Below are 15,579 nucleotides of genomic sequence, written 5' to 3'. Positions count from 1 at the left end.
AGCATGCCCGTAATGACAGCCAAGCTCACCAGCCGCCGAACGGACACTACGCCCACTGCCAACCAAGGCAACTAAGCCACGACGATCCGATTCAGACAACGAATGAAACGGGCCAACAACCTCAGACACAACAACACCCTCCTAAGGGAAAGTGTTGCAACGACCCTCTGAACTCAAGAGGAGACTGGTTTAAGCCTTGACGCCGATAGCCTCAGCCGAGTCAGAATCCATAATGTGCTTGACGCCGTTCTCGGCAGCATCCCAGGTTGCCTTGTCCTGGATGCCGGCGCGCTTAGCCACGATGGTGGCGCACAGCACCTGTCCGGTGACGTTCAGTGCGGTACGGCCCATGTCAATGATCGGCTCGATGGCAAGCAGGAGACCAACACCGGCCAGCGGCAGGCCGAGCGTGGAAAGCGTGAGGGTGAGCATCACCGTTGCGCCGGTGGTGCCTGCGGTAGCGGCGGAACCGATAACGGACACGAAGATGATGAGCAGGTACTGGGTGAAGTCAAGGTCGATGCCATAGAACTGGGAGACGAAGATGGCAGCGATGGCTGGGTATACGGAAGCGCAGCCATCCATCTTGGTAGTTGCGCCCAGCGGAATAGCAAAGGAAGCGTACTCGGAGGGAACGCCCATAGCCTTTTCGCTGAAACGCTCGGTAGCTGGCATGACGCCCATCGAAGAACGGGTGACAAAGCCCAGGGAGGTCACAGGCCATACGCGCTTGAAGAAACCAATGACCGGGATCTTGTTGAACTTCAGCACTGCCGGGTAGACCACGGCAAATACCAGGCCCATGCCGACGTACATGGCCAAGACGAACTTGCCCAGCGAGCCCAGTGCATCCCAGCCGTAGGTAGCTACGGCCTTGCCGATGAGGGCCGCGGTGCCAATCGGGGCAAGGCGGATAATCCACCACAGGATGACCTGAATGACCTTCAGGAAGGACTCGGTAAAGCGCAGGAAAGGCTCGGCAGACTTGCCAGTCTTGACGGCGGCGATACCAATGGCCAGCGAGATGACGAGGAGCTGGAGGGCGCCAAAGCTGAGGGATACTTCGCCGTCGGAAAGCGAGGCGGAAAGGCCCACGAAGTTCTGGGGCAGAAGCTGTTCGAAGAACGCGGTCCACGAACCGACGTGGGAAGGATCCTGCGCGGTGGCAGCATCGATGCTCGTGCCGATGCCCGGCTTCATCACGACGGCGACGATGATGCCCGTCAAGACGGAGAAGAATGCGGTGATGGCAAACCACACAAGCGTGGAAATTGCCAGGGACGCGGCGTTGGCGACCTTGCGCAGGTTAGCGACGGAGGTAACAACAGCGGCGAAGATCAGTGGCGGGATCATCACCTTGAGCAGCTGGACGTAGGCGCTGCCGACGCCCGTGAGCAGGGTGGTCAACCAGCCCGGGTTATCTGGGTCGGTATCCATGCCAGAGGCGATGAAGCCCAGGATGAGGCCGATGATGAGGCCCGCGATGACCTGAGCACCGAATCCCGTGGCCCAGCCGGGAAGCTTGGAGCGCGAAGATTCTTGTTGAGACATAAAGATTCCTTTGAAAATAAAAATGGACAGATCGGACTATTTTCCAGATACTGTCCTGTTCAACTTCAACATCGCTCAGCTTATTCCTTCTGCGTCCATAGGCACAAAGTGCGAGTTATATGCAGTGGCCGCAACCTCACCCTTCGCGCTCACGGAGAGGTGGTTTTGTGCTTGCTTTTCGACGCCAGTGAGCGCGAAGGGAAGGGACCTTGAACTACCACGTGTGTCCCATTGCTAACTTTAGATAGCTACTCTCTCTATCTTTCTCAGGAGGAACATTCATGGGCTGGGTTAAACCTCTCGTTGGCATTTTCGCAGTTGGCGCAGTGGCTTCCGTTGCTTTAGGCGGCGGTGATGAAGATACTGTGGTGGTCAACCGAGTGATCGATGGCGACACCATTGACGTCGACATAGACGGCGAAAATACCCGCGTCCGGCTACTTAATATTGATACGCCGGAAATCGGCCATAACGGCGAACCGAGTGAGTGCCTCGCGGAGGAAGCGAAGCAGTACCTGGAAGGGCGGCTGCCAAAGGGCACGGAGGTCCGGTTGGAATATGACTCCGAGCGGACTGACAAGTACAGCCGCACTCTTGCCGGTGTCTTTATCGACGATGACTTCATTAACGCGGATGTTGCGGCCGAAGGGCTAGCCACGGCGGTTGTCTTTGGCGGAAACGACAAGTTTTACGACGAAGTGCGCAATGCCGAACGCGGCCCTAAAGACGCCGGCGAAGGGATCTTTGGGGTCTCGGACGAGTGCAAGGTTTCCAGCGATAAGGGCATGGCCGAGGCGCTTAGCGGCGCTGAAGCTGCGGCGGCAGCATTTGCAGCTTCCGGGGAAGCTGATATTGCGGGGTACGAGGATGTACTGGACAAGTCAGCAGCTGCGAAGGCCGGATTAGCGGTTCTGACTCGCCGCAAGGATGATCGAAGCACCTTCCAGAAAGCAGCGTATCCGGATGCCCCGAAGGAGATTGCCGCGAAGAAGGAACGCGAGCTTGAGGGGAAGGAGAAACAAACCCGCGAAGAGCTCGAGAAATTGGAGGAGAAAAAGCAGGAGGAAGAGAAGCGCGAGAAGGAGCGCCAGGAAGAAGAACGCCGCCGTGCAGAGGAGCGGCTAGAGGAGATTCGCCAGCAGGAGCACGATGCGCCGGAAGTAGAGGTAGCGGAGCAGCCAACGCATGACGATGTGGCTGAATACCAAGCTCCCGAACAGCAGCCCGCACCTCAGCCGGCGCCGGTGGTCGATAACTACACCGGGTGCCGAGCTTATGGCGGAAACTATGCCATGACGTCCGTGGATAAGAAGGGGCGTTCATACGCGAAGATCGACTGCACTACGAAGCAGCAGATTGGTTAGGCAGCCCCCGCCCTTCGCGCTCACGGGCAGAACCGTGAGTGCTTGGAGCATGGCTCGCGGTGAGCGCGAGGGGAGCGGGGTTGGGGCCTGCACCCTTGCCGCTCACCAGGATTAAGAGGAAGCGCCATTTAGGTGCTGCCGGTGAGCGCGAAGGGCGGGAGTGTCCCGGGATCTGGAATACTGGCAGCATGAAAATCCTCGTAACCGCATTTGACGCCTTCGGCGGAGAGAGCATCAACCCCACGGAACGAGCGCTTCAGCAACTGCCGGATCGCATTGGAGACGCGGAGCTCATCAAGCTGGTGATCCCGACGAAGTTCGGGGAATCGCTGCGTCGGGCGATCGAGGCCGCGGAGGGCTCGGCGGTCGATGCAATTGTATGTTTGGGCCAGGCCGGTGGGCGGGCGCATATCACCCCGGAGCGGGTCGCGATTAACGTTATGGATGCCGATATTCCTGATAATGCGGGTTATCAGCCGGTGGATGTACCGGTTGTGGAAGGGGGCCCGGCGGCATACTTCTCTACGCTGCCGGTAAAGGAAATGGTTGCGGCGATGGAGGATATTCCGGCGCGGTTGTCGAATACGGCCGGGACCTTTGTATGCAACCAGCTGCTCTATGGTCTCTTGCATCACTTCGCGGGCACCGGGATAAGCGCCGGATTTGTCCACGTCCCATTCATTACAGAACAGGAGAAACCGGATAAGCCCATGATGGAGCTGGCGGAGATCGTTGAGGGGATCGAGCGGGCACTCTGGGCGGTGCAAGCTAGTTAGGGTAGCCTTTGTGGCTTTTTTAACCGGCAAAATATAGATTAAAGGACATGTCTCGCTTTAGCCCTCTCAACTGGCCGGTTGTGCGCCAGCTGCGCAGTGGCGATCCCTTCGGCAGGGACGTCAATACGCAGTCTCAAAAGAGTAAAGATAAGCATGGGCGCACCGTGGAAGCAGACCGCGTGGTGCAGTCGGTGTGCCCGTACTGTGCGGTTGGTTGCTCGCAGCGCGTGTATGTCAAAGATGACCGCGTCATCCAGGTGGAGGGCGATCCGGATTCGCCTATTTCCCGTGGGCGCCTGTGCCCTAAGGGATCCGCGTCGGAGCAGTTGATCAACTCCGCTACGCGCTTGACCAAGATTAAGTATCGTGCGCCGCACTCTACGGAGTGGCAGGACCTTGATGAAGATACCGCGATGGAGATGATTGCGGATCGTTTCTTGGAGGCCCGCCGCAACGGTTGGCAGGATGTGGACGATGAAGGTCGTGTGCTCAACCGCACGATGGGCATCGCCGGTTTGGGCGGTGCGACCTTGGATAATGAGGAAAATTACCTCATCAAGAAGCTATTTACCGCTGCTGGTGCGATTCAGCTTGAGAACCAGGCGCGTATATGACACTCCGCCACCGTTCCTAGTCTAGGAACTTCGTTTGGCCGCGGCGGCGCAACCCAACCGCTGCAGGATATGGCGAATGCGGACTGCATTGTCATTGAGGGTTCTAATATGGCCGAGTGCCACCCCGTGGGGTTCCAGTGGGTGGTGGAAGCCAAGAAGCGTGGTGCCCGCATCATTCACGTGGATCCGCGTTATACGCGCACGTCTGCCTTTGCGAATCGCCATATTGGTATTCGCGGCGGTACGGACGTGGTGCTTTTGGGCGCAGTCATTAACTACCTGCTGGACAATGACCTGTATTTCCATGACTACGTGGTGGCGTATACCAATGCGCCGATGATCATTTCGGAGGACTACCAGGACACCGAGGATCTAGATGGTCTGTTCTCTGGTTATGACCCAGAGACCGGTAAGTACGTCACGGATTCGTGGCAATACGTGCAGAAGCCGGAGGGTGCGTCGTGGAATGTGGAACGCGATGAATCGCTGGAGCATCCCAATTCGGTTTTCCAGATTCTCAAGCGCCATTACGCACGCTATACGCCTGAGATAGTGGAGGAGACCTGCGGTATTGCGCAAGAGGACTTCTACTACCTTGCGGAGTCGATTGCGCAGAATTCCACGCCGGATCGCACCACGTGCTTTGCTTATGCTTTGGGCTTTACTCAGCACACTTTGGGTGCGCAGTTCATTCGTACCGCGGCCATCTTGCAGCTGCTCACCGGTAATGTGGGTCGCCCAGGTTCGGGCATTATGGCGCTGCGCGGCCACGCCTCGATTCAGGGTTCTACCGATATCCCGACGTTGTTCCACTCGCTGCCGGGGTATTTGCCGATGCCGAGCGTCGAAAAGCAAAGCTGGCCAGAGTTTGTTGATGGAATCCGTAACGAGTCGCAGAAGGGCTTTTGGCAGATCGGTGAGAACTACGCAGTCTCGCTGATGAAGTCCTATTGGGGCGATGCGGCAACCAAGGACAATGGATGGGGCTATGACCTCATGCCGCGCATTTCTGGTGCGCATTCTACCTATGAAACGCTCATGGCCATGTTGGATGAGCAGGTGGAAGGCTACTTTGTGTTTGGCCAGAACCCGGCCGTGGCACAGTCCAACGGCGGCATGCAACGCCGTGGCTTGGCGGCGCTGAAGTGGCTGGTCGTACGCGATTTCCAGGAGATTGAGACCGCCTCCTTCTGGAAGGATTCGCCGGAGATTAAAAACGGCGAGCTTAAGACCGAAGACATCGGCACCGAGGTCTTCCTGATGCCGGCGGCCACCCACGTGGAAAAGGCAGGAACCTTTACCCAGACGCAGCGCATGTTGCAGTGGCGTTTCCAGGCAGCCCCACCGCCAGGGGATGCAAAGAGTGACCTCTGGTTCTTCTACCAGCTGGGCAAGAAGATCAAGGAGCGCCTGCGCGATTCCACCGATCCGCGAGATATTCCTCTGCAGAAGGTCACGTGGGACTATGTGGAAACCGAGGAAGGCGAGCCGAATTCTGAGGACGTCCTCAAGGAGATCAACGGCTACTACCTAGAGGGCCCGAAGAAGGGCGAGCTTTTGCCTGCCTTCGTGGAGATGAAGAATGACGGCAGCACCTCGGGCGGTTGCTGGATCTATACCGGCGTGTTTAAGGACGGCATTAATCAGTCCGCGCGCAAGGTACCGGGGTCGGAGCAAAACGAGGTAGCTCCCGAGTGGGGTTGGGTATGGCCGGCCAACCGCCGCCTGCTCTACAACCGTGCTTCGGCGAAGCCGGACGGCACTCCGTGGTCGGAGCGCAAGAAGTATGTGTGGTGGGACGCTGACCAGGGTCAATGGGTTGGCGATGACGTGCCGGACTTCCCGGCTACCAAGGCCCCGGACTACAAGGCTCCGGTCGACGCCGTGGGCCCGGACGCCCTCGATGGCACCGATGCCTTCATTATGCAGGCAGATGGCCGCGGTTGGCTCTTTGCACCGACCGGGCTTTCCGACGGCCCATTGCCCACCCACTATGAGCCGCACGAGTCCCCGGTGCACAACGTGCTGTACAAGCAGCAGCAGTCGCCGACGCGCCTGACCATTAAGCGCCCAGACAACCTGTCGCGCCCAGAACCTGGCGAGCCGGGCTCCGAGGTGTTCCCGTTTGTCTTTTCCACCTATCGCCTCACCGAGATGTATACCTCGGGTGCGATGTCGCGCCGCCTGCCGTATTTGGCGGAGCTGCAGCCGGGCCTTTTCTGCGAGGTCGATAAGGCCTTGGCAGAAAAGCGTGGCTTGGAAAACGGCAAGTGGGCCACCATCGTCTCGCCGCGCGGCGTGATTGAGGCACAGGTCTTGGTCACTGACCGCATGCAGATGATGAAGATCAACGGTGAGGAGTTCCACCAGATCGGCTTGCCGTATCACTATGGCGAGTCCGATTCCACGGCCGTTGCAGGCGATGGCGCCAATGATCTGCTGGGCCTTACGCTGGAGCCGAACGTATTCATCCAGAATTCCAAGATCGGCGCCTGCGATATCCAGCCGGGCCGTCGCCCGCGCGGCGAGGCTCGTGTGGAGATGCTCAAGGAATATCAGAAGCGCGCGCACCTGAACCTGGATTCCGGCAATGATCTGCTCACCGTGGATGATTCCTTCACCTATAACCCAGAGCCGCAGCAGCCCGCGGATGTGGATGAGCACGGCGAAAAGGGCGAGGAAAGCGAAGAAGGTAAGTAAATGACAAATCTTCTGACCGAAAATGCGAGCCGGCATGGCTACGACAAGTACCGCCGTATGGCCTTTTTCACCGATACTTCCGTGTGCATCGGGTGTAAGGCCTGCGAGGTGGCGTGCAAGGAGTGGAACCGCAACCCGGTAGAAGGCTATGACGTCACGGGTGATTCCTATGACAACACCGGCGCACTGGGAGCAAATACCTGGCGGCACGTGGCCTTTGTGGAGCAAAACAATGACCGCATCGAGCAAGCCCGCGAGGAGGGAAAGAATCTCATTTCCCTGGGTATGCCCTCGGTAGGGGCGCAGGCCCCAGAGGTTGATACCACCCCGCCGGATACGGATACGTTCCGGTGGCTCATGTCCTCGGACGTGTGTAAGCACTGCACGCATGCGGGCTGCTTGGACGTGTGTCCTACCGGCGCGCTGTTCCGCACCGAGTTTGGCACCGTTGTGGTCCAAGATGATGTGTGCAATGGCTGCGGTACCTGCGTGGCCGGCTGCCCGTTTGGCGTCATCGAGCGCCGCGATGACGGCGGTGTGGCGCTGAAGTACGACAAGACGGCCACGGTGGATTACGTGGATAATTCCCATGCCGGCGTGAACGTGCTGAAAAAGCTTAAGCAGCTTGCCCCGCAGGGGCCGGACCACACGCCAGGCGAGTCGATGCCGATTAAGAATTTGGGTGTGGCCCAAAAGTGCACCATGTGCTACGACCGCCTGAAGCAGGGAGAGCAGCCAGCATGTTCTAAGACCTGTCCTACCGATTCCATTCAGTTCGGCCCGTACGAGGAGATGGTGGCCGCGGCCAAGGAACGCGTGCGTGTATTGCACGAGCAAGGCCTTACCGAGGCCCGCCTTTACGGCGCCAACCAGGACGATGGCGTGGGCGGAACCGGTTCCATCTTCTTGCTGTTGGATTCACCAGAGGTCTACGGTTTGCCGCCGGATCCGCGCGTGCCGACGGCCGATTTGCCGCAGATGTATAAGACCGCAGCCAAGGCTATCGGCGGCATGGCGCTGGCCGTGGCTGGTTCCTTCCTGATTGGGGGACGCAAATGAGCAACTTTGATGAATACCGTCCACCGCAGCCGGAGCGCCGCAATCGCTACCGGAAGTTCGACGGTACAAAGCCGAAGAAGAAGCGGAAGCGGCCGGGCGCGGGTGCGCAGGACGGCTCCAAAGAGGAGCGCATGGCGCAGGACTTCGAGTTCTCGTCTTACTATGGCCGACCAGTGGTGAAGGCTCCGCCGTGGGAATGGCCCATCGGCGCCTACTTCTTCCTGGGTGGCGTGAGCGGCGGCTCGGGGCTCTTGGCCGCTGGTGCACAGGCCGCCGGCAATGCGCCGCTGCGGCGCACCACGCGGATCTCTGCCTTTGGCGCGGCGGCCGTGGGATCGGTCTTTTTGATTCTGGATTTGGGCCGCCCGGAACGCGCATTGAACATGTTCCGCGTCTTCAAGGTGACCTCGCCAATGTCCATGGGCTCGTGGATTTTGTCGGGATTTGCCAGCGCGGCCGCGCTGCCGGCCGCCGCGGAAGTGGATGCGGCGACTGGCCACAAGCTGCCGTTGCCGAAGTTTGTGCGCACGGCGCTGAAGAAGTCGGCCGGGCCGGCGGGCGCGGTCGCGGGCGTGCTTGGTGGTCCGCTCGCGGGCTATACCGCGGTATTGCTGTCCAATACCTCGAACCCGGTGTGGAATGACATGAAAAAGCACCTGCCGTATGTTTTCGTTTCCTCGGCGGGTGCGGCGTCGTCAGGCCTGGCTATGGTGACCACTCCGGTCGAGCACGCGGGACCGGCCCGCGCGTTGGGCATGGCCGCGGCGGCCAGCGATCTGGTGGCGACCAAGGTTCTTGAAGAAGGCATGGAGCCGGAGCCGCGCGAGGCGCTGCACGAGGGCAGGCCGGGCGCGTTGATGAAGGCCTCGGAATACTTCATCGCGGCCGGCGGCGTGGGTAGTGCGCTGGCCGCGGCCACGAAGTCGCGGGCAGTCTCTGTGGCTGCGGGGCTATCGCTGTTGGCAGGCTCGGCGTGCACGCGCTTTGGCGTGCTCAACGCTGGCTTGGAAGCGGTGAAGAACCCGGAGACCACCATCGGGCCGCAGAAGCGCCGGGCGGAAAAGCGCCGGCGCGAGCAGGGCCTCGACCACGATGTGGTGAGCCCGGACTAGTCCAGGTCCTGCAGGACGGGGGCGAGCTCCGAGCCGATGTCTTCCATGCGTTGTTGCTCGGCTGCGGAGTCGCGGCCATCACGGTGGAGGTAGTAGTTCAGCGCCACATCGCCCACGGTGGTCACGCACGTGGTAGACACTGACTCTTCGACCGGCCAGGCGGAGCAGTAAAAGCGCCTGTCAGCGGCGGTGAACTCGAAGGGGGAGTACTCATTGGCGATGCCCCCTCGGACGAGCACCCCACCAGCCCCGCCGCAGCAAGGGTGGTGGAGGCGAGGAAAGCGGGGAGGCGTCGGCGCATCTTAGGCCTTAATGAAGGCATCGCCGGTGCGCTCGGTGGTATGGCCGATGACGGGGTAGCCGGGCACCTCGCCGATGAGGAGGAGGCCGCCGGAAGTTTGGGCGTCGGCAAGCAGCACCAGCTCTTCCTCGCTCAAGGAGGTATCGAGGTGCGGGCGCACCCAGTCCAGATTGCGGCGGGAACCGCCGGGGATGAAGCCCTCCGCCAGCGCCTCTTTCGCGCCCTCGACGGTGGGCACGGCGGAAAAATCGAGCTCCGCGGCAATGCCGGAGGCTCGGCACATCTTGTACAGGTGGCCGAGCAGCCCGAAGCCGGTGACGTCCGTGGCTGCGCGCACGCCCGCCTCCACCGCAGCGCGGGCGGCCTCACGGTTCAAGGTGGTCATGGAATCAACCGCGGCCTGGGAGACCTCGCCGGTGGCCTTGTGCTTGTTGTTGAGGATGCCCACGCCGATGGGCTTGGTCAGGGTGATGGGCAGGCCGGGTTCGGCGGCGTCGTTGCGCATGAGCTTGTCGGGGGCCACGATGCCGGTAGCGGCCATGCCGTACAGCGGCTCGGGCGCGGTGATGGAATGCCCACCCGTTACGGAGATGCCGGCCGCGGTGGCTATGTCCATGCCGCCGCGCAGGACCTCGCGCAGCACATCCAGGCCCAGCTTTTCATTGGGCCAGCCCACCAGGTTAATGGCGGTAACCGGGGTGCCACCCATGGCATAGACATCAGACAGCGCATTGGCCGCGGCCACCCGCCCCCAGTCATAGGGGTCATTGAGCATGGGAGTGAAAAAGTCCGCGGTGGAGATGACCGCCAGGCCATCTTGAATCTTTACGGCTGCGGCATCATCGCCATCGTCCAAGCCGACCAGCACGTTGGGGTCGGCCTTGCCAATGAGGCCTTCGACGGCGGATTCCAGCTGCCCAGCGGGGATCTTGCAGGCGCAGCCGCCACCAGCTGCGAAAGAGGTGAGCTTAATATCTTGGGTCATAGCGCCATTTTACTAGCCCCAGGAAATTGCCTCCGCGCGGTCGAGGCGGTTGAAGGAGGGCACGTGGAAGTGGAACTGTGCCCCGTGGGGATCGCTTGCCGCATGGGCAGGTTCTGTAAAGGAAACCAGTGCGGTGCGATAGGTCTGGCCCACCTTGGGTATCGCAGGGACCTGGCTATATGGGCAGCTTGCCGCGGCGGAGTTGGGCACCTCATTGGCGCGCGAGCCATCAGCTGTAGCTGGTGCGAGGTCTGGAAGGGAGGTCGGTGCGGAGGTATCCGCTGCTCCGAGGTACGTCAGCGATACTGGGAAACAAATGGTGGAGGCGGACTCGGGGAGGGTGAAGTCTTCCGAAGAGCCGGTAGGGCGGATGTTGTCAGCGAGGCGTGGGGCATCTACCCGAACCTTAAAATAACTTATATTTCCCTCGCGAGATTCTGTGAGGACGGAGGCCGTCTCGCCATAGCGCAAGTGGGTGCCAGGCTCGGTGGCAGTGAAGCCATGTGGGGCGCCGGCTGCGTCCTCGGTGAAGGCTTCCAGCTGCTGCGACTCCACCTCTGGTCGGGTCATGTTGGGGGACTCCGCAGGTGGGGAAGTGGCAGGGGAGCACGCGGTGGCGAGAAGGGCGAAGCCGAGTATGCAACCGGCGCCCGCGCGCCGGCCAATCTCTCGCCGCCTTAAACCTGATAGGAACATAAGTAGAATCTTAGCCTGAATCTTAGAAAAACGTTAATTGTACGGAGAATCCCGGGAAATTTCTTCCCCCGTGTAAGGTGAGCACACGGAGGCGTACGTGTCCTGGTGGGCGCCCCGGTCTTCAAAACCGGTGAGGCCGAGCATCTCGGTCTGGCAGGTTCGATTCCTGTCCGTCTCCGCCACCCGCGCGCAAGGAGGAATGCCACAGTGCCCACGCCCACGCCTGCTGCCAGCCCGGATCCCCGCAGGAATATTCCCCGCATGGACGAGCTGCTCCAGCTGCCGGAAGTAGAATCCGCGCGCCAGCGCCTAGCCGAGCACGCCATCCGCGCGATTATCCAGGGCGTAGTCACCCAAGCGCGCCGCGGTCAGCTGCCGGTCAGCGATATACCCGCAGAAATTGCGCAGCGCCTGGAACAAAAGAATGCGCATTCCTTGCAGCCGGTCATTAACGCCACCGGCGTCATCATTCATACGAACTTAGGGCGTGCCCCGCTTCCCAGCGCCGCGGTAGAGGCCCTGCAGGCCGCTGCCTCCTATACGGATGTGGAAATGGACCTGGACTCGGGCAAGCGATCCAGAAATCGCGGTGCCGGCGCCAGGGCCGCACTGCTCGCGGCCTGCCCCGGTGCAGAAGATGCCCTCGTGGTCAATAACGGCGCTAGCGCCTTGCTGCTGGCTACCGCTGCGCTCGCTCCCGGCAAAGAGGTCATCATCTCGCGCGGCGAGCTCATTGAGATAGGAGCTGGTTTTCGCCTGCCGGAGCTCATCGAGTCCACGGCCACGCGCCTCAAGGAAGTAGGCGCGACGAATCGCACGCACCTGGCCGATTATGAATGCGCGCTGGGCGATAACACCGGCGCCATCTTGAAGGTGCATCCTTCCAATTTCCGCATCGAGGGGTTTACCTCCGCAGTCGGGGTAGAGGATCTGCACCGCCTAGCGGTGGAGCACGATACGCGGCTCATCGTGGACTTGGGCTCCGGCCTGCTCACCCATGACCCAGCGCTGCCAGAGGAACCAGATATCCAGGCCCAGCTGCGCGCCGGCGCCGATATCGTCATAGCCTCCGGCGATAAGCTTCTCGGTGGCCCGCAGGCAGGAATCTTGCTCGGCACCCAGGAGGCGATTGCCGCGGTGAAGAAGCATCCGCTGGCGCGTGCGGTGCGCATAGATAAGCTGCGCCTCAACGCGCTGGAGGCGGCCATTTCGACGCCCTCGAATGCGGTGCAGGACGCCCTCCACCTCGATCCCCAGACCCACCGCGAGCGCACGGAAGCCATCGCGCAGGCAGTTGGGGCAGAAGTGGTGCCTCATGATGGCCGCGTGGGCGGTGGCGGGGCGCCGGAGTACCCGCTGCCCGGCTTCGCGGTTAGCCTGCCTGAGCACTATGCGGACGCGCTGCGCCGCCAGGACCCGCCCGTAGTAGGTCGCGTGCATCAGGGCCGCTGCTTGGTGGATATTCGCTGCGTTCCTGCCGACCACGACGCCGCGGTTATTTCCGCTATTAAGGCGGTGGGCTAGGTGTACGTCGTCGCTACTGCCGGTCATGTGGACCACGGCAAGTCCACCCTGGTGCGGGCTCTTACGGAGATGGACCCGGACCGGTGGGAGGAAGAAAAGCGCCGCGGCCTTACCATTGATCTGGGGTTTGCCTGGACCACGCTGCCTTCTGGCGCGGATGTGGCTTTCGTAGATGTGCCCGGGCATGAAAAATTCCTAGGCAATATGCTCGCTGGCGTGGGCCCGGCCCCGGTCGTCCTCTTTGTTGTGGCGGCCGATGAGGGATGGCAGGCCCAGTCCACCGACCACCGCGATGCCTTGCGCGCGCTGGGCGTAGAGCACGGCATTATCGCGCTAACTCGCAGCGACCGCGCCACTGTGGACCGCACCGCAGAAATCCGAACGCAGCTGGCCGGCGCCCCGCTTGCCGACGCCCCCATTATCCCCGTATCCGCCCCTACCGGCGACGGCATTGCGGCGCTGCGGCAGGCGCTCGATGAGGTCCTTGCCACTGTGCCCGCTCCCGATGCGCAGGCACCCGTGCGCCTGTGGGTGGACCGCGCCTTTAGCGTGAAGGGCGCGGGCACCGTGGTTACCGGAACGCTTGCGGCGGGCACCCTGCGCGTGGGCGATAGCCTTAAGGTGGCCACGGCTGGTGGGGAAAGGGCCGTGGAGATTCGTGGCCTGCACAGCGAAAATCGCGCGGAGGATTCACTCGGCCCCGTCACTCGTGCGGCCGTCAACCTGCGCGGGGCGGATGCCGCCGATATCCACCGCGGCGACGTGCTGCTTACCCCGGGTGCGTGGCGCCTGGTGGACCACCTCGATGTCCGCCGCACCTTTGGCGCGGAGCTCGACGGGCTGCCCGATAACCTCGTCGTGCACACCGGTACCGCCGGGGTGGAGGCCCACCTGCGTCCCTTGTCTGCCGATTTCGCGCGCATCAGCCTGGCACACCCGCTGCCGCTGCGGCTCCTTGATCGTTTCGTAGTGCGCAGCCCTGGCGGCCGGCACGTCGTCGCTGGGGTAGAGGCAGTAGATCTGCGACCGCCGGAGCTTAATCGGCGCGGTGCCGCCCGCCACCGCGCAGAAGAGCTCAGTGCCCAGGACTCTTTCCGCGATCCTGCCTCCTACCTGCGCCGCGTCGGTTTTGCCCGTCTGGATGACCTTGATCGCGATGGTTTTGCAACTACAGCGCCGCCGCAAGGCATTATCGCTTTCCGCGACTGGTGGATTGCGGCCTCGCAGGTAACTCGGTGGAAGCAAGCGCTTACCCACGCCCTGCAAGCCCACACCGCCGCACATCCCCTAGCGCCGGGAATGCCGCGCAAGGCGGCCATGGACGCCCTCGGCCTGCAAGAAGAAGGCTTGCTGGGCCTAGCCATCGCCGCTGCGAAGGCGGAAAGCAGTGAGGGAGTGTTGCGCCTTCCCGGGCAGCGGGCGGACCTCGGCCCGGCGGAGCGCGGGGTCGCTGCCATCGAGGAAAGGCTTAAGGTAGAACCCTTTGCGGCCCCCGAGGCAGATGACCTAACGGAGCTGGGCCTGGGCCCAAAGGAACTTGCCGCCGCCGAGCGCGCCGGGCGCCTTTTGCGCCTCAAGCAGGGAATCGTGCTCTTGCCCTCGGCACCGGAGGGAGCGCGCCGGCGCCTTAGCGAACTGGAGCAGCCCTTTACGCTTTCGGCAGCCCGTAAAGCGCTGGGCACCACGCGGCGGGTAGCCATCCCGCTGCTGGAATACCTCGACGCCCAGCGGATTACTCGCCGCGGCGACGGGGGCCAACGCACATTGCGCTAGCGTGGCCTCTGCGGCTGAGCATCGCACCTATTTGCGGTGATTGCCCCCGCGGTGGTGAGACGTGTCGCGCGCCATGCGCCGGGCCCGCACCCGCGCGGATTCGGAGGAAAAGCGGCCCGGTTCTTCGGCTACCGGCAGCGCACGCCAGCTGAAATTCTGCTCTCCTGGGATGGAGGAGACCAACTCCGCCAGCTTGGCGCTGGCCGGCGGTTGTTGTGCTTGCTCATTGTGCTGCTGAGCTGGCGCATCTGGCTTAGCGGGTGCAGCCGGCTGGGCCTGTGGCCCTTTCGGGCGGCGCGAGCCGGTGGGCAGCGCCGTCACGATGGCTTCGCCGGAAAGCGTGTGCTCCCAGACCTCGGGCTGAGCCGGCGTGGTTGCGCGCGCAGCGGCGGGAATCGCAGGTTGTGGCGCGGGCACGCGCAGCGGTGGAACAGCGGGGGAGAAGAGCTCCGCGGTGGTGGCCTCATCGGCGGGGAGATCGACGGCAAGCATGCCGTGGCTCGCGTAGGCGCGGGCAGAAAGCCCCGCCCCAGAACAGTGTGCCGCAGCGAATGCGGCGCGCAGTCCAGGGAGCGCGGCCCTGTCGCCGAGGCGACCGAGAACCGTATCGTCGCAGGTCGCCACCGCGGTGCCGGCAAGGTCGTCCAGTGTGACGAAAAATTGCTGCGTGCCCATCTGCTCAAGCTGGGCGGGCGATAGGTCGCCGGCAGCGGTATCGATCAGCACGCCTCGTCCGCCGGAGAGCAGCGCGGTTCCTTGCGGTTGGTCATTGACCGGCACCATCCAGGGCCACAGGCCCAGTGACACGGCAACCTCGACCTGGCCGTCAACTACCTCCACGGTGGCGATCGTCTGCGGCTGTGCAGAGGAGGCCTTCAATCGCTCCAAGGCGGGATATTCCGCCGCCTCGACCTCGTCCAGAAACCCTAAGAAGCCGAAGTCTGAGCGAACGCGCCAGCCGTTGGTGTAGGTATCGGGTTCTAGGGAGACGTCGACAAGCGCAGCGTGCTTCGCCACGCCGGGGATACTCAATGCGGTGCCCAGCACTGGGTGCTCGAGGACCGCAACATGCTCCACGCCGAAGTAACTAGTCGCGAGCGGGTATAGCGCCATAGAAAGTCACT

At 62.2% G+C, this 15,579-nt stretch carries 12 protein-coding genes and 1 tRNA gene; 8 read left to right on the top strand and 5 right to left on the bottom strand.

Annotated features, from left to right (window positions below; translation table 11 throughout):
• Positions 1-189: 189 nt before the first annotated feature.
• Positions 190-1,551 carry a dicarboxylate/amino acid:cation symporter gene (locus MHK09_RS09690; RefSeq protein ID WP_005323578.1) on the bottom strand — a complete coding sequence of 454 codons (1,362 nt, stop codon included), beginning with the start codon at positions 1,549-1,551 and terminating at the stop codon, positions 190-192.
• Positions 1,552-1,832: 281 nt separating this feature from the next.
• On the opposite strand from MHK09_RS09690, the gene MHK09_RS09685 reads away from it, so the two are divergent.
• The 5 genes from MHK09_RS09685 to nrfD all read left to right on the top strand — a co-directional run bounded on the left by MHK09_RS09685 (position 1,833) and on the right by nrfD (position 9,176).
• Entirely contained in the window at positions 1,833-2,915 is a 1,083-nt protein-coding gene (locus tag MHK09_RS09685) for a thermonuclease family protein (RefSeq protein ID WP_250413424.1), read from the top strand.
• A gap of 188 nt (positions 2,916-3,103) precedes the next feature.
• A complete protein-coding gene (gene pcp, locus MHK09_RS09680) occupies positions 3,104-3,691 on the top strand; it encodes a pyroglutamyl-peptidase I (RefSeq protein ID WP_250413423.1) in 588 nt (195 codons plus the stop codon).
• Between the two features lie 47 nt (positions 3,692-3,738).
• On the top strand, positions 3,739-7,005 hold the full coding sequence (gene fdnG / locus MHK09_RS09675; protein ID WP_250413422.1) for a formate dehydrogenase-N subunit alpha: 3,267 nt from the start codon (positions 3,739-3,741) through the stop codon (positions 7,003-7,005).
• Complete coding sequence (locus MHK09_RS09670; RefSeq protein ID WP_005323573.1) at positions 7,006-8,064, top strand: 4Fe-4S dicluster domain-containing protein; 1,059 nt, start codon at positions 7,006-7,008, stop codon at positions 8,062-8,064.
• Positions 8,061-9,176: an NrfD/PsrC family molybdoenzyme membrane anchor subunit gene (gene nrfD / locus MHK09_RS09665; protein ID WP_250413421.1), complete on the top strand. Its 1,116-nt coding sequence runs from the start codon at positions 8,061-8,063 to the stop codon at positions 9,174-9,176. The genes MHK09_RS09670 and nrfD overlap by 4 nt, the downstream gene beginning before the upstream one ends.
• Here nrfD and MHK09_RS09660 read toward each other — a convergent pair.
• From MHK09_RS09660 to MHK09_RS09650, 3 genes are all read right to left on the bottom strand, one after another.
• Complete coding sequence (locus MHK09_RS09660; protein ID WP_250413420.1) at positions 9,173-9,415, bottom strand: hypothetical protein; 243 nt, start codon at positions 9,413-9,415, stop codon at positions 9,173-9,175. The genes nrfD and MHK09_RS09660 overlap by 4 nt on opposite strands.
• 63 nt (positions 9,416-9,478) lie before the next feature.
• Positions 9,479-10,462 (bottom strand): selenide, water dikinase SelD, encoded by a 984-nt coding sequence (gene selD / locus MHK09_RS09655; protein WP_250413419.1) that lies wholly within the window; start codon positions 10,460-10,462, stop codon positions 9,479-9,481.
• 12 nt (positions 10,463-10,474) lie between these two features.
• Positions 10,475-11,032: a hypothetical protein gene (locus MHK09_RS09650; protein ID WP_040425059.1), complete on the bottom strand. Its 558-nt coding sequence runs from the start codon at positions 11,030-11,032 to the stop codon at positions 10,475-10,477.
• A 213-nt stretch (positions 11,033-11,245) separates the two neighbouring features.
• Here MHK09_RS09650 and MHK09_RS09645 point away from each other — a divergent pair.
• From MHK09_RS09645 to selB, 3 genes are all read left to right on the top strand, one after another.
• Positions 11,246-11,340, top strand: a tRNA-Sec gene (locus tag MHK09_RS09645).
• A 25-nt stretch (positions 11,341-11,365) separates the two neighbouring features.
• A complete protein-coding gene (selA, locus tag MHK09_RS09640) occupies positions 11,366-12,682 on the top strand; it encodes an L-seryl-tRNA(Sec) selenium transferase (RefSeq protein ID WP_366511726.1) in 1,317 nt (438 codons plus the stop codon).
• Positions 12,683-14,455 carry a selenocysteine-specific translation elongation factor gene (selB, locus tag MHK09_RS09635; protein WP_250413418.1) on the top strand — a complete coding sequence of 591 codons (1,773 nt, stop codon included), beginning with the start codon at positions 12,683-12,685 and terminating at the stop codon, positions 14,453-14,455. It abuts the gene before it with no gap.
• A 27-nt stretch (positions 14,456-14,482) separates the two neighbouring features.
• On the opposite strand, the gene MHK09_RS09630 is transcribed toward selB, so the two are convergent.
• A complete protein-coding gene (locus MHK09_RS09630; protein WP_250413417.1) occupies positions 14,483-15,568 on the bottom strand; it encodes a hypothetical protein in 1,086 nt (361 codons plus the stop codon).
• Positions 15,569-15,579: the final 11 nt, after the last annotated feature.

It is taken from the genome of Corynebacterium tuberculostearicum, from assembly GCF_022347235.1.
Taxonomy (GTDB): Bacteria; Actinomycetota; Actinomycetes; order Mycobacteriales; family Mycobacteriaceae; genus Corynebacterium; species Corynebacterium tuberculostearicum_F.
Note: the sequence above shows the minus strand (reverse complement) of the source record. Positions and strands in the feature narration are given on the sequence as shown.